Annotated in this window: 19 protein-coding genes and 1 tRNA gene; 12 read left to right on the top strand and 8 right to left on the bottom strand. The window is 70.8% G+C overall.

Annotated features, from left to right (window positions below; all coding sequences use genetic code 11):
• Positions 1 to 41: 41 nt before the first annotated feature.
• Positions 42 to 1,193, top strand: coding sequence for a hypothetical protein (locus tag ABZ842_RS13965; RefSeq protein ID WP_361536576.1), 1,152 nt, complete (start codon positions 42 to 44; stop codon positions 1,191 to 1,193).
• A 6-nt stretch (positions 1,194 to 1,199) separates the two neighbouring features.
• On the opposite strand, the gene ABZ842_RS13970 is transcribed toward ABZ842_RS13965, so the two are convergent.
• Both ABZ842_RS13970 and ABZ842_RS13975 read right to left on the bottom strand, forming a co-directional pair.
• Positions 1,200 to 2,006 (bottom strand): DUF6602 domain-containing protein, encoded by an 807-nt coding sequence (locus tag ABZ842_RS13970; RefSeq protein WP_361536578.1) that lies wholly within the window; start codon positions 2,004 to 2,006, stop codon positions 1,200 to 1,202.
• Between the two features lie 82 nt (positions 2,007 to 2,088).
• Positions 2,089 to 2,850 (bottom strand): phosphoglyceromutase, encoded by a 762-nt coding sequence (locus ABZ842_RS13975; RefSeq protein WP_361536580.1) that lies wholly within the window; start codon positions 2,848 to 2,850, stop codon positions 2,089 to 2,091.
• Between the two features lie 159 nt (positions 2,851 to 3,009).
• Between ABZ842_RS13975 and ABZ842_RS13980 the strand changes: the two genes are divergently transcribed.
• The gene (locus ABZ842_RS13980) at positions 3,010 to 4,434 is read left to right on the top strand and encodes an MFS transporter (protein ID WP_361536582.1); all 1,425 of its coding nucleotides are present in this window, start codon (positions 3,010 to 3,012) and stop codon (positions 4,432 to 4,434) included.
• Between the two features lie 126 nt (positions 4,435 to 4,560).
• Here the strand turns inward: ABZ842_RS13980 and ABZ842_RS13985 are convergent, their stop codons facing one another.
• Positions 4,561 to 4,722: a hypothetical protein gene (locus ABZ842_RS13985; RefSeq protein WP_361536584.1), complete on the bottom strand. Its 162-nt coding sequence runs from the start codon at positions 4,720 to 4,722 to the stop codon at positions 4,561 to 4,563.
• Between the two features lie 227 nt (positions 4,723 to 4,949).
• Positions 4,950 to 5,627, bottom strand: a complete 678-nt coding sequence (phoU, locus tag ABZ842_RS13990; protein WP_361536586.1) for a phosphate signaling complex protein PhoU — start codon at positions 5,625 to 5,627, stop codon at positions 4,950 to 4,952.
• A gap of 196 nt (positions 5,628 to 5,823) precedes the next feature.
• Between phoU and ABZ842_RS13995 the strand changes: the two genes are divergently transcribed.
• Positions 5,824 to 7,113, top strand: a complete 1,290-nt coding sequence (locus tag ABZ842_RS13995; protein WP_361536588.1) for an ATP-binding protein — start codon at positions 5,824 to 5,826, stop codon at positions 7,111 to 7,113.
• Entirely contained in the window at positions 7,110 to 7,790 is a 681-nt protein-coding gene (locus ABZ842_RS14000) for a response regulator transcription factor (RefSeq protein ID WP_361536590.1), read from the top strand. Before ABZ842_RS13995 ends, ABZ842_RS14000 begins: the two co-directional genes overlap by 4 nt.
• A gap of 110 nt (positions 7,791 to 7,900) precedes the next feature.
• Here the strand turns inward: ABZ842_RS14000 and ABZ842_RS14005 are convergent, their stop codons facing one another.
• A complete protein-coding gene (locus ABZ842_RS14005) occupies positions 7,901 to 8,602 on the bottom strand; it encodes a hypothetical protein (protein ID WP_361536592.1) in 702 nt (233 codons plus the stop codon).
• An 808-nt stretch (positions 8,603 to 9,410) separates the two neighbouring features.
• Here ABZ842_RS14005 and ABZ842_RS14010 point away from each other — a divergent pair.
• The 7 genes from ABZ842_RS14010 to ABZ842_RS14040 all read left to right on the top strand — a co-directional run bounded on the left by ABZ842_RS14010 (position 9,411) and on the right by ABZ842_RS14040 (position 16,628).
• Positions 9,411 to 9,893: a CarD family transcriptional regulator gene (locus ABZ842_RS14010; RefSeq protein ID WP_003953493.1), complete on the top strand. Its 483-nt coding sequence runs from the start codon at positions 9,411 to 9,413 to the stop codon at positions 9,891 to 9,893.
• 390 nt (positions 9,894 to 10,283) lie between these two features.
• Positions 10,284 to 11,030 carry a 2-C-methyl-D-erythritol 4-phosphate cytidylyltransferase gene (gene ispD, locus ABZ842_RS14015; protein ID WP_361536594.1) on the top strand — a complete coding sequence of 249 codons (747 nt, stop codon included), beginning with the start codon at positions 10,284 to 10,286 and terminating at the stop codon, positions 11,028 to 11,030.
• Positions 11,020 to 11,556, top strand: coding sequence for a 2-C-methyl-D-erythritol 2,4-cyclodiphosphate synthase (gene ispF, locus ABZ842_RS14020; RefSeq protein WP_361536596.1), 537 nt, complete (start codon positions 11,020 to 11,022; stop codon positions 11,554 to 11,556). Before ispD ends, ispF begins: the two co-directional genes overlap by 11 nt.
• 160 nt (positions 11,557 to 11,716) lie before the next feature.
• Positions 11,717 to 12,130 carry a PPOX class F420-dependent oxidoreductase gene (locus ABZ842_RS14025; RefSeq protein WP_361536598.1) on the top strand — a complete coding sequence of 138 codons (414 nt, stop codon included), beginning with the start codon at positions 11,717 to 11,719 and terminating at the stop codon, positions 12,128 to 12,130.
• Between the two features lie 118 nt (positions 12,131 to 12,248).
• Entirely contained in the window at positions 12,249 to 13,649 is a 1,401-nt protein-coding gene (cysS, locus tag ABZ842_RS14030) for a cysteine--tRNA ligase (protein ID WP_361536600.1), read from the top strand.
• 117 nt (positions 13,650 to 13,766) lie between these two features.
• Positions 13,767 to 14,723, top strand: coding sequence for a 23S rRNA (guanosine(2251)-2'-O)-methyltransferase RlmB (gene rlmB, locus ABZ842_RS14035; protein WP_361536602.1), 957 nt, complete (start codon positions 13,767 to 13,769; stop codon positions 14,721 to 14,723).
• A 267-nt stretch (positions 14,724 to 14,990) separates the two neighbouring features.
• Positions 14,991 to 16,628: a DoxX family membrane protein gene (locus ABZ842_RS14040; RefSeq protein WP_361536604.1), complete on the top strand. Its 1,638-nt coding sequence runs from the start codon at positions 14,991 to 14,993 to the stop codon at positions 16,626 to 16,628.
• A gap of 98 nt (positions 16,629 to 16,726) precedes the next feature.
• On the opposite strand, the gene ABZ842_RS14045 is transcribed toward ABZ842_RS14040, so the two are convergent.
• The 3 genes from ABZ842_RS14045 to ugpC form a co-directional block, all read right to left on the bottom strand.
• Positions 16,727 to 17,443, bottom strand: a complete 717-nt coding sequence (locus tag ABZ842_RS14045) for a nucleotidyltransferase family protein (protein WP_361536906.1) — start codon at positions 17,441 to 17,443, stop codon at positions 16,727 to 16,729.
• A gap of 75 nt (positions 17,444 to 17,518) precedes the next feature.
• Entirely contained in the window at positions 17,519 to 17,941 is a 423-nt protein-coding gene (locus ABZ842_RS14050; RefSeq protein ID WP_361536606.1) for a hypothetical protein, read from the bottom strand.
• A 179-nt stretch (positions 17,942 to 18,120) separates the two neighbouring features.
• Positions 18,121 to 19,257, bottom strand: a complete 1,137-nt coding sequence (gene ugpC, locus ABZ842_RS14055; RefSeq protein WP_361536608.1) for a sn-glycerol-3-phosphate ABC transporter ATP-binding protein UgpC — start codon at positions 19,255 to 19,257, stop codon at positions 18,121 to 18,123.
• A gap of 177 nt (positions 19,258 to 19,434) precedes the next feature.
• Here ugpC and ABZ842_RS14060 point away from each other — a divergent pair.
• Positions 19,435 to 19,508, top strand: a tRNA-Thr gene (locus tag ABZ842_RS14060).
• Positions 19,509 to 19,538 lie beyond the last annotated feature (30 nt).

Below are 19,538 nucleotides of genomic sequence, written 5' to 3' on the forward strand. Positions count from 1 at the left end.
GTCCACGGCCGGCTGTCAGTGGTGTGCCCTAGGGTCGAACCATGACTGCGAGCACTGAAGGGGCCGACGTGATCGAGCCGGGGGAGGTCCGTACGCGCGCGGAGATCCGCCCCGTCCTCGGGGGAAACCCGCAGGGTGGCATCTGCCCCTCCGGCGCCCACGTGTCGCTGTACTCGGACCCGGACGTCGGCGAGCAGCACGGTTACTACGACGGCTGGCTGGCCGAAGAGGACGAGCAGGGCCCGATCTTCGAGTACACGGGCGCCGGGAAGAGCGGCGACCAGACTTTCGACGGTCAGGTCGGAGCGGGAAACCGCGCCGTCCTTCACCACATGCAGCAGAAGAGGATGCTGCACCTCTTCACCTGCGTGGGCAAGGTGCCCAAGAGCAAGACCAAGTTGCACCGTTATTTGGGCGCCTTCGTCGTCGACCCCGTCGAGCCTTACGTGTGGCGGAGGGGCCACGGCGAGGATGGCCGGGAGCGAAACGCCATCGTGTTCCGGCTGCGCCCTGCAGAGGACCATCTGGCGCCGGCCGCACGGGACATGATCCCCCCGGCCGACGAGACCTCCGCGGAGTTCGTGCCGTTCGTCGCCACGGGCGCCTCCTTCCAGGCGGACCCGGCGACGAGCGGTGCCCTTCCGCTGCCGAAGCAGGGCAGCCGTAAGAAGCGCTCGGCATCGCGGGCGCCGGCTCCCAACGCGGAGACCAGCGGTGCGTTCGTCGACTCCGAGACCTTCCGCACCACGATGAGCCTGCGCGCGGCCACGACCGCGACCGTGGCGATGCGCCGCGAAGCTGAGTTGACGCAGTCGTTCAAGTCGCTCCTGGACGGCGCCGGACATCGGACCGGCGCCTTTCAGATCAAGGTGAAGGGGCTGACCTCGACGCTGCGGACCGATCTGTACGACGCGACGACACACGTCCTGTACGAGGCGAAGGGCTCCAGCACCCGGGAGGACATCCGGATGGCCATCGGACAGCTCCTGGACTACGCCCGCTACGTCACGACGCCGGAGCACGTAGGAGAGCCCCGGTGCGTCATCCTGCTCACCGACGCTCCACCGCCCGACATGTACTCCCTGTTCGACCGGCACCACATTGGGGTGGTGTACCGCTCAGACGACGGTCGATTCGTCGGCGACGCAATACCGGGAGCGGGCGATGAGGGCCTTTCTTCGGTGCCGTCCTAGGGACCGTCAGATGGTCCACCGCCTGGTGGTCTTCCCCAAGGGCGTGGAGCGGGAGTAGGGGATGAGGTCGAGCGGATTCATCCAGGCGTCGGAGAAGTGGATGTTGAGGTGCAGCGCCAAGGAGAGCAGGATGTCCTGCTCGGGCAGCGCGTCGACCTGAAAGAGCGCTGCACCGGCCTGCGGTGACCTGAAGAACGCACGGGTCCGTGCGTCGCCCCACTGGAGGTGCCCCTTGCCGATGACCCACACGCTGTCCGGCCACTCCACGGGATTCCGGGTGCGGCACCAGTCGACGAGATGGTTGCCGAGGGTTTCGAGCTGGAGCCCGTCGAAGCCGACGACCATCCCGGACGTCGGGAAGTAGGGGTGCTTCGTGCCGTACGCCGTGGTGGTGCGCTGGATGGTGCCGGCGATGGGCCGGTACGCGGTCTTCGGCAGCGCGCGCATCCTGCTGATCTTGCCGCAGGCGTCAACGAGCTGCGCCTTGTCGAGCTTGGTCTTCACCTCGACGGTGCCGTACACGCACTCGTTGGGGATGATCCGATAGCCGTTGAGGGTGGTGAAGGGGGGTGTGTGGCGATCTATGAGCACGATGTCGCACTGCGGTGAGACGGCGCCGTTCTCGGCGATGACCTCGACGTTGTGAAGGGCCTCGACATGAGCCGGGAGGTATCCGGCGAGGAACTCCTGAATGAGGACCTCACGGGACGTCCCGGCTTCCCCGTTGTGCTGGAAGTTCTTGGACTGTTCGAAGTCCGCGCGCATCTTCTGCGCCACCGAGCTGAGGATCTTGCCGAGTTTCTGTTGGGCCATCTCGGCATTCTAGGAAGGGACTTGTGCAGCCAAGCCCCCTCCCCACGGGGAACCCGCAGGGAGGGGGCTTGGCCGGTGCTGCTTACTTCTTCTTGCCCTGGTTCTTCACGGCCTCGATCGCCGCCGCCGCCGCAGTCGGGTCGAGGTACTTGCCGCCCGGGGTCACGGGCTTGAAGTCCGCGTCGAGTTCGTACGCCAGCGGGATGCCCGTGGGGATGTTCAGGCCCGCGATGTCCGCGTCCGAGATGCCGTCGAGGTGCTTGACCAGCGCGCGGAGCGAGTTGCCGTGGGCCGCGATCAGGACCGTGCGGCCGGCGAGGAGGTCCGGGACGATGCCGTCGTACCAGTACGGCAGCATCCGGTCGACGACGTCCTTCAGGCACTCGGTGCGCGGGCGCGCCTCGGACGGGATCGTCGCGTAGCGCGGGTCGTCGCTCTGGGAGAACTCCGTGCCGTCCTCAAGCGGCGGCGGGGGGGTGTCGTACGAGCGGCGCCAGAGCATGAACTGCTCCTCGCCGAACTCCGCGAGCGTCTGCGCCTTGTCCTTGCCCTGGAGCGCGCCGTAGTGCCGCTCGTTGAGGCGCCAGGAGCGGTGGACCGGGATCCAGTGGCGGTCCGCGGCCTCCAGGGCGAGCTGGGCGGTGCGGATGGCGCGCTTCTGGAGGGAAGTGTGGAGCACGTCGGGCAGCAGCCCCGCGTCCTTCAACAGCTCACCGCCGCGGACCGCCTCCTTCTCGCCCTTCTCGGTGAGGTTGACGTCCACCCAGCCGGTGAACAGGTTCTTCGCGTTCCACTCGCTCTCGCCGTGGCGGAGGAGGATCAGCTTGTACGGTGCGTCGGCCATGCGTACGAGCGTAATGGACCCCGGGCCGCGGCTCCGCTCCGGGACGTTCCACGGGGGAGACCGGGACGTTTGACGGGAGCCGTCAAATGACTGGTCGCCGAGCCCCGGTCTATGTAACGTGCACATGTATTCAGTGACACTTACACGGGTGGGGGACGGATGTCGGTAGTGGGAGGGCGCGCCGCGGCGGTCAGACGGGCCGTGCGGGCGGGCGTCTCGGGGATGCCCCGGGACTTCTGGTGGCTGTGGACGAGCACGTTGGTGAACCGGCTCGGGGCGTTCGTCTCCACGTTCCTGGTGCTGTACCTGACGAACGAGAAGGGGCACTCCGCCGCGTACGCCGGCCTCGTCGTCTCCCTCTACGGACTCGGCGGCATCGTCTCCTCCCTCGCCGGCGGCGTGATGGCCGACCGGCTCGGCCGCCGGCCCACCCTCCTCATCGCGCAGTCGTCCACCGCGGTCTCCGTCGCCGTGCTCGGCTTCGTGCAGCACCCGGTCGCGATCGCCGCCGTCGCCTGCGTCGTGGGCGCGGCGACCACCGCGTCCAGGCCCGCCGTGCAGGCGATGATGGCGGACATCGTGCCGCCCGAGGACCGCGTCCGCGCCTTCGCCCTCAACTACTGGGCCATCAACCTCGGCTTCGCGATCTCCGCCGTCGCCGCCGGCTTCATCGCCGAGTACAGCTACCTCATCGGCTTCCTGGGCGAGGCCGTGATGACGATGGCCTGCGCGATCCTGATCTTCGTCAAGCTGCCGGAGTCCCGGCCGGAGCGGACGGCCGACGGCGGCGCGGGCGCGGCGGCGGACGCCGAGGTCAGCCTGCGGACGGTGCTGCGCGACGGGCGCTTCATGGGCGTCGTCGGACTGTCGTTCCTGATCGCGCTGGTCTTCATGCAGGGGCACACGGGTGTGCCGCTCGCCATGGGCGCCGACGGGATGTCCCCCGCCGACTTCGGCCTGGTGATGGCCCTGAACGGACTGCTCATCGTCGTCCTCCAGATCCCCATCACGCACCTGATCGAGCACCGCGACCCGCGTCGGCTGCTGGTCGTCTCGTCCCTGCTCGTCGGGTACGGCTTCGGGCTCACCGCCTTCGCCGGCTCGATCGGCTTCTACGCGCTGACCGTCCTCATCTGGACCCTCGCGGAGATCGTGAACGCGCCCACGCAGACGGGTCTGGTGGTGCGGCTGTCGCCGGTGCACGGCCGCGGGCGCTACCAGGGCGTGTTCAGCGTGACCTGGCCCGTCGCCACGCTGATCGCGCCGCTGATGGCCGGCACGATGATCGACCGGCTGGGGGAGCAGTGGCTGTGGGCGACGTGCGCCGTGCTGGGGACCGTCGCGGGGCTGGGGTACTGGCTGCTGATGCGGAACCTGCCGGCGGCCGAGTACGTACGAAGCAAGGACGAGCACGTACGCGGCGAGGACGAGCCCGCACCGGCCCCCGCACCGGCCCCCGCACCGGCCCCCGCACCGGCCCCCGCACCGGCCACCGTAGCGGCCCCCGTACTGGCAGCCCCCGTCCCGGCCGCCGTGGAACCGCAGCCCACCGACGCCGCCGTACAGCAGAAGTCGACGGCCTGACACCCGTACGGCCCGTACCTCGTACCTCGTACCCCGTACCCCGTGCTCAGTACGACGGAGGGCCCGCCGGTCACCTGACCGGCGGGCCCTCCGCGTACGCGCACGCCCGAGGCGCGCGCCTCGCACTCAGCCGCAACCGCCGCCGCACTGGCACGGCGACCCCGACTGGCAGCCGCAGCCGCAGCCCGAGCCGCAGCCGCACGCGCCGAGCAGCGGCAGACGCAGCACCTCGGTGGTCACTTCGACGGATCGTTCCTGCTGGGGTTCCGGAGTGGGGGACTCAGCCATGTGTTCCTCCTCATCGACAGACCTCGTCGGCGAACCGGGGGCATCGGCGGACCCGGGGCCCGCCCGCGCACGACGTGCGCCACGTACCGCCCCTCGGCCAATTCCACGCCCACCGCGGCCGGCGCATCAACAGCGCGTCGAGGCACTCGCACCGGCCGTGTCCGATTCGCGCGCCGGGGCCGGAGCGAACACCGTCCCCCGGGGTCCCGCAGGCCCCTCACACCCCCTTACGCCCCCTCCACCTGCGTCACCGGCTGGATCTCGTCCGCGTGCTCACCCGTCACCAGGTACACCACGCGCTTCGCCACCGACACCGCGTGGTCGGCGAACCGCTCGTAGTAGCGGCCCAGCAGCGTCACGTCGACCGCCGTCTCGATGCCGTGCTTCCACCGGTCGTCCATCAGGTGCTGGAACAGCGTGCGGTGCAGCAGGTCCATCTCGTCGTCGTCCGTCTCCAGCTGCAGCGCCAGGTCGACGTCCTTGGTGATGATCACCTCGCCCGCCTTCGCCATCAGGCGCTGCGCGAGCTGGCCCATCTCCAGGATCGTGGCCTGCAGGTCCCGCGGCACCGGCGACTCGGGGAAGCGCAGCCGGGCCAGCTTCGCCACGTGCTGCGCAAGGTCACCCGAGCGCTCCAGGTCCGCGCTCATCCGCAGCGAGGTCACCACGATCCGCAGATCGGTCGCGACCGGCTGCTGCCGCGCCAGCAGGGCGATGGCCCGCGCCTCCAGGTCGTGCTGGAGGTCGTCGACCTTCTGGTCGGCGGCGATCACGGTCTCGGCCAGCTTCAGATCCGCGTCGAGCATCGCCGTCGTGGCGCGCCCTATCGCCGATCCGACGAGTCTGGCCATGTCGACCAGGCCCTCGCCGATCGAGTCGAGTTCCTCGTGGTACGCGTCCCGCATGGAGTTCCCTCTCTACAGTGAACGGGGTCCGGGTGGGGCTCTCGGACCCCCACGCTCCCACGTTCCGCGGCGAAGGCGTCGTGCCCCGCCATCCCAAATGAACCGACCCCGTCCCCTCGGTGAACTCTGGGCGACGAGTCCCGGCGGAAACGCGATCGACGGGGACCACCGTCCGGACCGTGCCTAATCTGGATGCATGGACGTGAACGCGGCGGTCGCCGCAGCGGCGGCGATCGCCGGTCTGCTGACCGGTGTATTTGCCGTGCTCGCGTTCCGCTGGAGCGAGCGCGAGCAGCGCAGGCCCACCAGGTCCTCGCTGCACACCGACGCCGTGCTGCCGCCCGGAGTGGACACGGTGCTCTCCGTGCTGCGCTCGTCGGCGGTCGTCCTGGACGAGGCCGACGCGGTGGTCAAGGCGAGCTCGGCGGCGTACGCGCTGGGACTGGTACGTGGCGGAAAACTGACGGTGGACGCCATGCTCCAGATGGCCCGCGACACCCGCCGCGACGGCGAGATACGCCAGGTCGAGCTGGACCTGCCGCGCCGGGGCGCCGGACGCGGCGAGGCCCTCGCGGTCTCCGCCCGTGTCGCCCCGCTCGGCTCCCGCCTCGTACTGCTGCTGGTCGAGGACCTGACGGAGGCCCGGCGCATCGAAGCCGTCCGCCGGGACTTCGTCGCCAACGTCAGCCACGAGCTGAAGACCCCCGTCGGCGCGCTCTCGCTGCTCTCCGAAGCGGTCATGGACGCCTCCGACGACCCCGAGGCGGTCTCCCGCTTCGCGGGGCGCATGCAGATCGAGGCGACGCGGCTGAGCAGCCTCGTCCAGGAGCTGATCGACCTCTCGCGCGTGCAGTACGACCACCCCCTCCAGGACCCGGAGCCGGTCCGGGTGGACGAACTGGTCGCCGAGGCCATCGACCGCTCGCGGCAGCCCGCCACCGCCAAGAACATCACCATGGCATCGGGCGGCACCGCGGGGCTCTACATCTGGGGACACCGGGGCCAGCTCGCCGCCGCCCTCGGCAACCTCGTCGAGAACGCCGTCAACTACTCACCGGCCCGCACCAGGGTCGGCATCTCCGCCCGCCGCGTACCCGCGCAGGGCGGCAGCATGATCGAGATCGCCGTCACCGACCAGGGCATCGGCATCTCCGAAAGGGACCGCGAGCGGGTCTTCGAACGCTTCTACCGCGTCGATCCCGCCCGCTCGCGCGCCACCGGGGGCACCGGCCTCGGCCTGGCGATCGTCAAGCACGTGGCCGCCTCGCACGGCGGGGAGGTCACGGTGTGGAGCTCCGAGGGTCAGGGCTCCACCTTCACCCTGCGGCTTCCGGAAGCGGGCGCCACGCGGGACCGATCCCCCACCGGCACGACCGCCGGCTCACCCACCGGCCCGGATCTCGCCGCCGACTTGGACGACGTCGACGACCGGCCCACCCCAACCGATCCGAACACCGAGATCCCAGCCCCGGAGGTCCTTCCGTGACCCGAGTGCTCGTCGTCGAGGATGAGGAATCATTCAGCGACGCCCTGTCCTACATGCTCCGCAAAGAGGGCTTCGAGGTCGCCGTGGCGACCACCGGGCCCGAAGGACTCGACGAGTTCGAGCGCAACGGCGCCGACCTCGTCCTGCTCGACCTGATGCTGCCCGGGCTCCCCGGCACGGAGGTCTGCCGCCAGCTGCGTGGCCGCTCGAACGTCCCCGTCATCATGGTGACCGCGAAGGACAGCGAGATCGACAAGGTCGTGGGCCTGGAGATAGGAGCGGACGACTACGTCACCAAGCCCTTCTCCTCCCGGGAGCTGGTCGCCCGGATCCGCGCGGTGCTGCGCCGCCGCGGGGAGCCGGAGGAGGTCGCACCGGCGGCGTTGGAGGCCGGGCCGGTGCGGATGGACGTCGACCGGCACGTGGTCACCGTCTCCGGCGGCAAGATCGACCTGCCGCTGAAGGAGTTCGACCTCCTGGAGATGCTGTTGCGCAACGCGGGCCGGGTGCTGACCCGGATGCAGCTGATCGACCGCGTCTGGGGCGCCGACTACGTCGGGGACACCAAGACCCTGGACGTGCACGTCAAGCGGCTGCGCGCCAAGATCGAGCCGGACCCGGGCGCCCCGCGCTACCTGGTCACGGTCCGGGGCCTCGGCTACAAGTTCGAGCCGTAAGCCGCGGACGTACGCCGTCCTACGCGGTCGTACGCACGGAACGACGAGGGCGCCCCACCGGATGACCGGTGGGGCGCCCTCGTTCGCGTCGTACGGAGCAGGGGAGGGGCTCAGCCCGCGGGGGTCTCCGAGCCCTGCTCGGACCCGGTGCCGTTCTCGTTGCCGCCCTGGTTGTCGCCCGTGCCGTTCTCGTTCCCGGCCGGGGCGCCGTCCTGCCCGTCGGGCTGGCCCGGCTGGTCCTGAGTCTTCTGCTCGTCCTTCTTCGCCGGGTCCTGGCCCTCGCTGCCCGGCTCGCCGGACGGCTTCGGGGCGGCCGGCGCCGGCGGCTGCCCGCTCGGGCCGAACTTCGCGTACTCGGCGGTCGCCGGCACGACGAACGCCTCCAGCTTCACGTCGCCGGTCTTGCTCAGCTTGAAGACGACGTCCTGGACGCCGCCGATCTTCTTCGTCAGCGCCTCGCCGTTGTCGATGGCCCCGGACGCGTTGCCCTTGCCGCCGATGATGACGGAGCCCAGCGCCGGCACGGTGATCTTGCCCGAGCCGTCGGCGGCGGTGAGCTTCACGGTGCCCGCGCCGTCCGGCAGGGTGATCGAGTCGAGGGTCTGGTCGTCCTGACCCTTGTTGAAGACCGTCGCCGAGACGGCCGCGGGCCCGGACTCCCCGGCCTTCGGCTGGGTGATCACGGTGACGTTCTGGATGCTGATGCTGTCGACGGTCGCCGCCGCGTTGTCCGGCTTGACCCCGAGGGTCTGCGCGTTGTTGCCGGCGCCACACGCGGTGAGCGCGGTGAGCGACAGCGCGACGGCGGTCACGGCGAGGGCACCGCGTCGAAGGCGAGTAGCGCCCCCGGACGGAGTAAGGGGGAGGCTCACGGCGGCGGCATCTCCTTGCACGTACGGATCCGACTGGTGGACGGTCCTGCTCGGTCCTGCACGACCCCGCTGGTGCCGGGCCGGCGACTGAACCGGCGCAATAGCGGCCGGGACCGCGTCAGTTCGCAGTACCGGCCGGGCCAGGTCAGTCGGCCTCAGATTACAGAGCCCTTGCTTCGGGCTCGCACCCGACCCGCCCCTTACGGGCCCTTCGCCCCGTGCGCCGCCCTTCGCGCCGCCGCGCACGCCCCTTCGTGCGCGCCCGCCGTGGAGGTGCCCGCCGTGGAGGTGTTCGCGCCATCGACGTTCGATTCGAAGTGACGTTTCGCGCGGTGTTCACATAAGCGTGATGATCAATGGTGATCAATTCCCCGGAGATGCGCCCCGAGATCCGCATTGATTACCGGGGGCCAAACCGAGCCAATCGAAGATCAATTCCCGATTCTCGACGGACGTCCGTCCGTACGGGTGACCGATGCCCGAACGGAGTACGGGAAGTTCACCGTCAAGAACCAGGCAAATCGGGACGTTCAGCCACCTCGGGGGGCGTCCCGCCTGGTGTGGCGGGTGGGTTTCCGGCCGTCCGTACAGCGGCTCCGACCTGCGAATACCCCGTTCCGCAAGCCGCCCGCAGCACGTTCCCGGCGCTGTTGTCAAGCCCCGAGATATGCCCTGACCTGCGAAAACGCCATTCAGAAGAAGCCGTATCCGTGTTACCCTGGATAGCCACGGAAGGGGTACCTGTCACATGACGTTCAAGGTTGGCGACACCGTGGTCTATCCCCATCACGGGGCCGCGCTGATCGAGGCCATCGAAACTCGCCAGATCAAAGGCGTGGACAAGACCTACTTGGTGCTCAAGGTCGCCCAGGGTGACCTGACGGTTCGCGTGCCGGCGGACAATGCGGAGTTCGTGGGCGTACGCGACGTGGTTGGTCAGGACGGGCTCGACCGGGTCTTCGAGGTGCTCCGCGCACCGTACGCCGAAGAGCCGACGAACTGGTCCCGTCGCTACAAGGCAAATCTCGAAAAGCTCGCCTCCGGCGATGTCATCAAGGTCGCCGAAGTGGTGCGTGACCTGTGGCGTCGTGAGCGCGAGCGCGGACTGTCCGCGGGTGAGAAGCGCATGCTCGCGAAGGCCCGCCAGATCCTGGTGAGCGAACTCGCCCTCGCGGAGAACACCAACGAAGACAAGGCCGAGGCGCTGCTCGACGAAGTCCTCGCGTCCTGACGCGTCCGCGCTGCCCGCTCCGCCGACCTCCCCGATCCGAGACCCCATCCGATCCTGACCGATTTCCGGTCCGGCCCGGCTGACCCCGATCGAACCGGTCTTCACGTCCTTCCGGCTGCTCCGGAAGCTCGTACGGACGTGGACAGCAGGCCGCACACACGACTGCCGCGGTGCCCGTTGACATGATGTGATCCCCTTTTGATCACTGACCTGTTGCCGGGCACTGCGGCATGTTCGTCTACTGTCACAGGGAACGTGCCCCAGTGGTGTGCCGGGCCCGGGCGGCTGGCGCAGACCATCGTCACGGAAGGGTCCGTCAAGGCGTCGCGCCCGGCACGCTCTGGCCATACCCATGTCGGCCGAGGAAACAAACCTGCCGGAGTGCAACCGATGTCAGACGAATCGCTCACGCCCCGCACCGCAGCGGTGATCCCGGCCGCCGGCCGGGGCGTGCGGCTCGGTCCCGGCGCCCCCAAGGCGCTGCGTACGCTCAGCGGCACGCCCATGCTCGTGCACGCCGTACGGGCCATGGCGGCGTCCAACGCCGTCTCCCTCGTCGTGGTCGTGGCCCCGCCCGACGACGCCCAGGGCGTGAAGACGCTCCTGGCCGACCTCGCGCTGCCGGAGCGCACCGAGGTCGCGGTCGTCCCCGGCGGGGAGACGCGCCAGGAGTCCGTGCGCCTCGGGCTCGCGGCCGTGCCCGAGGACGTCACCGTCGTACTCGTTCACGACGCCGCCCGCCCGCTGGTGCCGGTCGACACGGTGGACGCCGTGATCGAGGCCGTACGGGACGGGGCGCCCGCCGTCGTCCCGGCGCTGCCGCTCGCGGACACCGTCAAGGAGGTCGAGCCGCGGGAGAAGGGCGAGCCGGAGCCGGTCGTCGCCACCCCCGAGCGGGCCCGGCTGCGCGCCGTGCAGACCCCGCAGGGCTTCGACCGCGCCACCCTGCTGCGCGCGCACACCGCCGTCGCCGCCGAAGGCGAGGGCGCCACCGACTGCGCCGGCATGGTCGAACGGCTCGGCGAGCCGGTCGTGGTCGTGCCCGGCCACGAGGAGGCGTTCAAGGTGACCCGTCCCCTCGACCTCGTACTCGCCGAGGCCGTGCTCGCCCGCAGGAGGGCCAACGATGGCTTCTGACCCGACCCCGACCCCGATCGTGACCCCGACCCCGCCCGCGTCACCGCTGCTGCCCCTGGTCGGCATCGGCACGGACGTCCACGCCTTCGAGCCCGGCCGCGAGCTGTGGTGCGCCGGACTGCTGTGGGAGGGCGAGAGCGCCGGGCTCGCCGGGCACTCCGACGGCGACGTGGCCGCCCACGCCGCCTGCGACGCCCTCTTCTCCGCCGCCGGAGTCGGCGACCTCGGCGCCCACTTCGGCACCGACCGCCCCGAGTGGTCCGGGGCCTCCGGCGTCACGCTGCTGACCGAGGCGGCCCGGATCGTGCGCGCCGAGGGCTTCGCCATCGGCAACGTCGCGATCCAAGTCATCGGCGTCCGCCCGAAGATCGGCAAGCGGCGGTCGGAGGCGCAGAAGGCGCTCGGCGCGGCGGTCGGCGCGCCGGTGTCCGTCTCGGGCACGACGACGGACGGGCTCGGACTGACGGGCCGTGCCGAAGGGCTGGCGGCGATCGCGACCGCGGTGGTGTTTCGCACCGGAGCGTGAGCGCCGGGCGGACCGGCCGACGGACGCGAGGCTGACGGGTGTTCACGCAGCGGCAATGGACGGACAGAAATATCCCGCGGTGTGGCGTGGTTCACGTGGCGGGTACGGGTAACCGACGTACCCCCATTCACTTCCCATCGTGACCAGGAAGGCATCCCCCATGTCGGCTCAGTCTGCTCAGCTCTCGGAGAAGCTCAAGGAACTGCTCGACGGCCCCGTGTTCGTGAACATCGCCACCATCCAGCCCGACGGCAGCCCCCAGGTGTCACCGGTGTGGGTGAAGCGGGACGGCGACGACCTGCTGGTCTCGACGACGGTCGGCCGCCAGAAGGAGAAGAACCTCCGCCGCGACCCCCGGATCACGGTCGTCGTCCAGCCCTTCGACGCCCCCTACACGTACGCCGAGATCCGCGGCAGCGTCGAGCTGACCACCGAGGGCGGCCAGGAGCTCATCGACGAGCTGGCGGTGAAGTACACCGGCAAGACCTACGCGGACTTCAACCCGTCGTCCGCCGACGACGCGCCCCGGGTGGTCGTCCGCATCACCCCGCGCAAGGTGGTCGGCTCGATCTGACCCTCCGCGCCCCGGCGTCCGCCCCCGCCCGGGACGGAGGCCGGGGCGCCACCCGGCGATAGGCGTCCGTAACCGGTCGGGGCGCCGTGCACCGCCGTGCGCCCACTACCCTGGGGGGGTGACTATTCGCCTGTACGACACCAGCGCCCGGCAGATCCGTGACTTCACCCCGCTCACGCCGGGCTGCGTCTCGATCTACCTCTGTGGTGCGACCGTGCAGGCCGCCCCGCACATCGGACACATCAGGTCCGGCCTGAACTTCGACATCATGCGCCGCTGGTTCGCCTACCGCGGCTACGACGTCACTTTCGTCCGCAACGTGACCGACATCGACGACAAGATCATCCGGAAGTCGGCGGACCAGGGCCGCCCCTGGTGGTCCATCGGCTACGAGAACGAGCGCGCGTTCAACGCGGGCTACGACGCACTCGGCTGCCTGCCCCCCACCTACGAACCCCGCGCCACGGGCCACGTGCCCGAGATGATCGAGATGATGCGCGGTCTGATCGAGCGCGGCCACGCGTACGCCGCCGAGGGGAACGTCTACTTCGACGTGCGTTCCTACCCGGACTACCTCAGCCTCTCCCACCAGGACATCGACGAGCTGCGCCAGCCGTCGGGCGAGGGCGAGACCGGCAAGCGCGACCCGCGCGACTTCGCGCTGTGGAAGGCCACCAAGCCCGGCGAGCCCGACTGGGACACCCCGTGGGGCCGCGGTCGCCCCGGCTGGCACCTGGAGTGCTCCGCCATGGCGCACAAGTACCTGGGCGAGGTCTTCGACATCCACGGCGGCGGGATCGACCTGATCTTCCCGCACCACGAGAACGAGATCGCCCAGGCCAAGGCGTACGGCGACGAGTTCGCCCGCTACTGGGTGCACAACGCCTGGGTCACCCTGGCCGGCGAGAAGATGTCCAAGTCCCTCGGGAACTCGGTCCTCGTCTCCGAGATGGTGCAGCGCTGGAAGCCCATCGTGCTGCGCTACTACCTGGGCACCCCGCACTACCGCTCCATGATCGAGTACAGCGAGGCCGCGCTGGACGAGGCGTCCGCCGCCTTCGGCCGGATCACCGGCTTCCTGACCCGGGTGTGCGAGAAGGCGGGCACCGCCATCGAGCCCGCGCCCGAGGTCCCGCCGGCCTTCGCCGAGGCCATGGACGACGACCTGGGCGTCCCGCAGGCCCTCAGCGTCATCCACACCACCGTCCGCCAGGGCAATTCGGCGCTCGCCGCGGACGACAAGGAGACCGCGATCGCCCGCGCCGCCGAGGTGCGCGCGATGCTCGGCGTCCTCGGGCTCGACCCGCTGGACGCGCAGTGGGCCGGGGAGGCCGAGGACAGCGAGGACCTGCACGGCGCGGTCGACACCCTGGTGCGGATGGTGCTCCAGCAGCGGGAGGCGGCCCGCGCCCGCAAGGACTGGGCCACCGCGGACGGGATCCGCGACCAGCTCCAGCAGTCCGGCCTGGTCATCGAGGACGGCCCGGACGGGCCCCGGTGGACGCTCGGCCAGCGCTGAGTCGTCGCAGGTGAGGTGCCGCTCGCAGGCGCGAGCGGCACACTTGCGTACGTACGCTTGACAGAGACCGTAGACAGTTTTTTTAGCAGCAGCAGAAGAAGCAGGAAGCAGACAGCCATGGCCGGGAACAGCCAGCGCAGGAACCGCCGCACGTCCAACAAGAAGGGCGCGCAGGTCGGCAGCGGTGGCAAGCGTCGCCGCGGCCTGGAGGGCAAGGGCCCCACTCCGCCCGCCTCCGCCCGAAAGGGCCACGTCAAGAACCGCGTCGCCAATGCCAAGGCCAAGCAGCAGTCCGGCCAGCGCAGGCCGGTCGCCCGGCGCGGCGGCAAGGGCACGTCCGAGATGGTCGTGGGCCGCAACCCGGTCTTCGAGGCGCTGCGCGACGGAGTGCCCGCGGCCACGCTGTACGTCCAGCAGTTCATCGACAACGACGAGCGGGTCCGCGAGGCCATCCACCTGGCCACCGCCCGGGGCAACCTCCACATCATGGAGGCCCCGCGCCCCGAGCTGGACCGGATGACGAACGGGCTGAACCACCAGGGGCTGGTGCTCCAGGTCCCGCCGTACGAGTACGCGCACCCCGAGGACCTGGCCGCAGCCGCCTTCGACGACGGCGAGGACCCGCTGATCGTCGCGCTCGACGGGGTCACCGACCCGCGCAACCTCGGCGCCGTCGTCCGTTCGGTCTCCGCCTTCGGCGGCCACGGCGTGGTCGTGCCGGAGCGCCGGGCCGCGGGCATGACCGCCGGCGCCTGGAAGACCTCGGCGGGCACCGCGGCCCGCACCCCGGTCGCCCGGGCCACCAACCTCACCCGCGCCCTGGAGTCGTACCAGAAGGCCGGGCTGACGGTCGTCGGGCTCGCGGCCGACGGCGAGCACGACGTCAGCGAGCTCGACGCGCTCGAAGGCCCGGTGGTCATCGTCATCGGCAGCGAGGGCAAGGGGCTGTCCCGGCTGGTCGGCGAGACGTGCGACTTCCTCGTGCGGATCCCGATGCCGGGCGGCGCGGAGTCGCTGAACGCGGGCGTCGCGGCCGGCGTCGTGCTGTACGAGGCGGCCAAGCGCCGCGCCTGACCGGAGCGGAGTCGCCCAGGACCGCGCTTGACCGGAGCGGTCCAAGGCCGCGCTTGAGCGGAGTGGTCCAGGACCGCGTCTGACCGGGGCGGTCCGACAAAGGCCGCCAGCCGGCCGTTCCTGATCGGGTGATGCTGCGACACGCCCGGCGCGGCGCGCTTGCGCCGGGCGTCGCAGACCGTCCACGACGCTCTCACCTGGGCTTGACGGGCCTCGGACACATAAGGGGCGTCAGGGCAGTGTCCTAACGCGATGTCACTCGGTTAGATGAGTGTGGACACCAGAAAGCCCGGGCCCGGGTTCGACGATCAGCCTGCACTGAGCATGGTGAAGGTGCACTCCGACCCCGCGCAGGTCATCGTGAACCACGCCAGCTTCCGGGTGCAGCTCGCCCCGAGCACCCGCCCCCGACCCCGCCCCGCGCGCCCCGCGCCGGGCGCCGCCCGCGGCCCCGCCGCCCGGCGGCGCACCCCCGTGGTGTGGAGCGGCCGGTCGGCGCCCGGTGACACCGCCGCCTCCGGGCTGCTGCAGGCCGTGCGCGACACCGCCGCCGCCACGACGGCCCTGCCCGCAGCCGCGGCCACCGCGACCGCGACGGTCGAGCGCGGCGGGTACCACGGCGACGGCCACGCCGGTACGACGACCCAGGTCATCCCGCGCGTCGAGGCCGACGTCGACACCGCGCCCACCCCGCTGCTGCCCCCGATGCGCCAGGCCGTCGGCGCGTACGACGCCCGTCCCCCGTACCACGGGGACGACGACGCGGACGACGCGTACGGGCCGGACACGGAAGAGCTGGACGAGACGGTCACCGCCGGCCGCCCCCAGCGCCACGGCAACGACGCGGTCCGGCACGCGTACTATCCGGGCCGTCGGATGCACCTCGGCGTGGTGCTGCTGCCGCTGCGGGTCTTCCTCGGCTTCATCTCCATCTACGCCGGCATGGGCAAGCTCTGCGACCCCGTGTACTTCGACGGCGGCGAGCGCGGCTCGATGGTGAAGTGGCTCAACTCCCTGCACCCCTGGGCGCTGGCCGAGCCGCTGCGGGACTTCGCGCTCTCCCACCCCGTCGGCGCGGGGCTGACCGTCGCGTTCCTCCAGGTCGTCGTCGGCGTGTTGACGGTCCTGGGCCTGTGGCAGCGGATCGCCGCCGGCGTCGGGGTGCTGCTGTCGGCGGCGCTGCTGCTCACGGTGAGCTGGAAGACCGTGCCCGCGTACGACGCCCCGGACATCATCTACCTGGCCGCCTGGTCCCCACTGATCATCGCCGGTGCGCCGGTGTACTCGATCGACGGCCACCTGGCGAGCGAGGCGTGGCGCCGGCTCGGGCCGCGTTCGGAGCTGTGGGAGCTGCGCCGGCGCGTGCTGCGGCGCGGCGGTCTGGTGGCGGCCGTGGTCGTCGGGCTGACGCTGCTGATCGGCTCGGTGCTCGGCGGGGCGGTGCGCTCCACCGAGATGGTCACCGTCCCGGGCCCGAACCAGGACCCGACGAACCACCTGCCGGGCTCGCCGCTGCCGCAGGACCGGCCGTCCGGCGGGCGCACCTCCGCGGGGCCGACCGGCGGGAGCGAGAAGCCCTCGCCGTCCGCGAGCCGCAGCGAGGAGCCGAAGGAGAAGGCGTCCCCGACGGCGGGGACGAGCAGCCCGGCGCGGGAGTCGGGGCAGACGGCGCAGCAGCCGAGCCAGACGCAGGGCACGACGGGCCGTCAGGAGGCGCCGCGCTCGGCGCCCGAGGCGCCGCCGGCGGCCTCGTCGGGCCCGTCGTCCGCGGGCGGCGGAAGCGGGGGTTCGAGCAGCGGCGGCTCGTCCGGCGGAAGTTCGGACGGCGGGTCGTCCGGCGGCGGGTCCACGGGCGGCGGCGGCAGCTCGGGCGGTGGCAAGGTCATCGGCGGACTGCTGGGCTGAGTCCGTTCGTTCGTCCGTTCGTTCAAGTACGCCTCCGGGGCGCTCACTTCGACGTGAGCGCCCCGGAGGCGTATGTGTGCCGGATGCTCGACGGAGCGTCAGGAGCCCTGGCCGGCGAGCTCCTTCGCCGCCTCGGTGAGGTCCTTCGCCGTGTCGATGGCGCGCCAGTACGCGCCCTGTGGCAGCGGGAAGCCCGCCAGCCGGCGCTCTCGGGCCAGCCCGGGGAAGGTGGTGCGCTCGTGGTCGCCGACGGTCGGCAGCAGCTCGCTGAAGGCTGCGGAGAAGACGTACACGCCCGCGTTGATGAGGAACGGCGACGGCGGGGCTTCGATGAAGTCCGTGATGTGCCCGAAGGCGTCCGTCTCGACGGCGCCCCAGGGGATCCGGGGGCGGGCGAGGGCGAGGGTCGCGGTGGCGTCGCGCTCGGTGTGGAACGCGGCCATGTCGCGCAGCGAGAACCGGGTCCAGATGTCGCCGTTGGTGGCGTACCAGGGCTGGTCCGGGTGGGGCAGATGGGCGGCTGCGTACTTGAGTCCGCCGCCGCGGCCGAGCGGTTCGGTCTCGATGACGGTGGTGACCTTGACCGGCAGGTCGGCCGAGTCCAGCCACTTCTGGAGGACTTCGGCGAGGTGGCCGCAGGAGACGACGACGTCGGTGACTCCCTCGGCGGCCAGCCAGGACAGCTGATGGCCGATGATCGGGGTCCCGGTTCCGGGGATCTCGACCATCGGCTTCGGGCGGTCGTCGGTGTACGGGCGCAGCCGCGACCCCTGGCCGCCCGCCAGGATCACGGCCTGGGTCGGATACGTGGGCATATGCATGCCCAGAACGATATGCGGCGCACCGCGTGGCGGAAGGGGGTGGGCGGCACGGCGTTCCGAAGCCGAGCGTCAGCTGCCCTGCGTCTGCTGGACGACGCCGGAGGCGAAGGAGGTGTCGCAGACCGGCTTGGAGTACGTCTGGGCGCGGGTGGGCCCGAGGCGGTCGACGGCGGCGCGGCCGAGGGCGCGGGCGATCGACATGCAGTGCCGGGCGAGGGAGGGCCGTGCCTCGACCTCGCGCTGGAGCCGGGTGAGGGCGACGCCCGGGTCCTTCTCCTGGAGTTCGGCGAGGAGCTTGTCGCGCAGTACGTCCTGCGCGGGCCGCGGCTCGGCGCGCACGGAGACGTTCTGGGAGGACGCGGTGAGCATCTGGGAGTCACCGGGCTGCCCGGCCCAGGGGACGCTGGTGACCGCGAGGGTTCCGGAGAGCACCAGGACGACGGGCAGGACGAGGGCGAGGGAGCGGCCGATGCGGCGTGCTGAGTGGGTCACGCGAGGAGCGTAGCGGCCGGTGATGATTTGGCGACATTTAGTCACCCTCGCGGGGGATCGTTCTGGGAAGCCTTTCGAATTGGCCGTTGACGCAAGACGGCCAAAGCGCGCGAAACGGCCCCGGGTCGGGGGACCCGGGGCCGTTTCGCGCGCAGTGTTTCGCGCGCAGTGTGTGGACGTCAGTCCGTGAGGCGCTCGCCGGTCGAGGTGGCGAAGACGTGGATCTCACCGGGCCGCGGCACGACGTGCAGCTTCGCGCCCTTCTCCGGCACGGAGCGCCCGCCGACGCGGACGACCAGGTCCTTGTCCTCGCCGCCGACGCTGGCGGAGCCGTACACGAAGCCGTCGGAGCCCAGCTCCTCGACGACGTTCACGAGCACGGCGAGGCCGGCCGGGGCGTCCTCGCTGTCCTTGGTGAGGGACTTGGCGGCGGCGCCGTTGTGCTCGACGACGTCGAAGTGCTCGGGGCGGACGCCGACGGTGACGGTGGTGTCACCGCGGTCGGCGGCGGCGGTGAGCGCCTCGCGGGAGACCGGGACGACGCTGTTGCCGAACTTCACGCCGCCGTCGGTGATCGGGACCTCGACGAGGTTCATCGCGGGGGAGCCGATGAAGCCGGCGACGAAGAGGTTCGCGGGCTTGTCGTACATGTTCCGCGGCGAGTCGACCTGCTGGAGCAGCCCGTCCTTGAGCACGGCGACGCGGTCGCCCATGGTCAGGGCCTCGGTCTGGTCGTGCGTGACGTACACCGTGGTGATGCCCAGGCGCCGCTGGAGCGAGGCGATCTGGGTACGGGTGGACACGCGGAGCTTGGCGTCGAGGTTGGACAGCGGCTCGTCCATGAGGAACACCTGCGGCTCCCGGACGATCGCGCGCCCCATCGCGACGCGCTGGCGCTGACCGCCGGAGAGCGCCTTGGGCTTGCGCCCCAGGTACTCGGTGAGGTCGAGGATCTTCGCGGCCTCTTCGACCTTCGCGCGGATCTCGCTCTTGTTGACCCCGGCGATCTTGAGCGCGAAGCCCATGTTGTCGGCGACGGTCATGTGCGGGTACAGCGCGTAGTTCTGGAACACCATGGCGATGTCCCGGTCCTTGGGCGGCAGGTGCGTCACGTCCCGCTCACCGATGCGGATCGCTCCGCCGTTGACGTCTTCGAGCCCCGCGAGCATGCGCAACGAGGTGGACTTGCCACAGCCGGAGGGCCCGACGAGGACGAGGAACTCGCCGTCCGCGATCTCGATCTCAAGCTGGTCAACGGCGGGCTTGGTGCCGCCCGGGTAGATGCGGGTGGCCTTGTCGAACGTGACGGTTGCCATGGTGGCCTGTCCCTTCACCGGCAGGAACGTGCCGGACGATCCGAGTAAAGGATTGGTGTAGTCCACTGCTGCGGACTGCTCGTGACGCTACCTGGCGTTCATCGTTCTGTCAGTAGCGGTAGGGGAACGAAAATCCGCGGCGGGGGCGGATGGGGGTGCGGTTACACTGCTGGGGCTGCCTCCTTAGCTCAGCTGGCCAGAGCAACGCACTTGTAATGCGTAGGTCGTCGGTTCGAATCCGACAGGGGGCTCTTTTCATGCCCAGGTCAGGACGAGGTTCT

This window comes from Streptomyces sp. NPDC047315 (genome assembly GCF_040643215.1).
Taxonomy (GTDB): Bacteria; Actinomycetota; Actinomycetes; order Streptomycetales; family Streptomycetaceae; genus Streptomyces.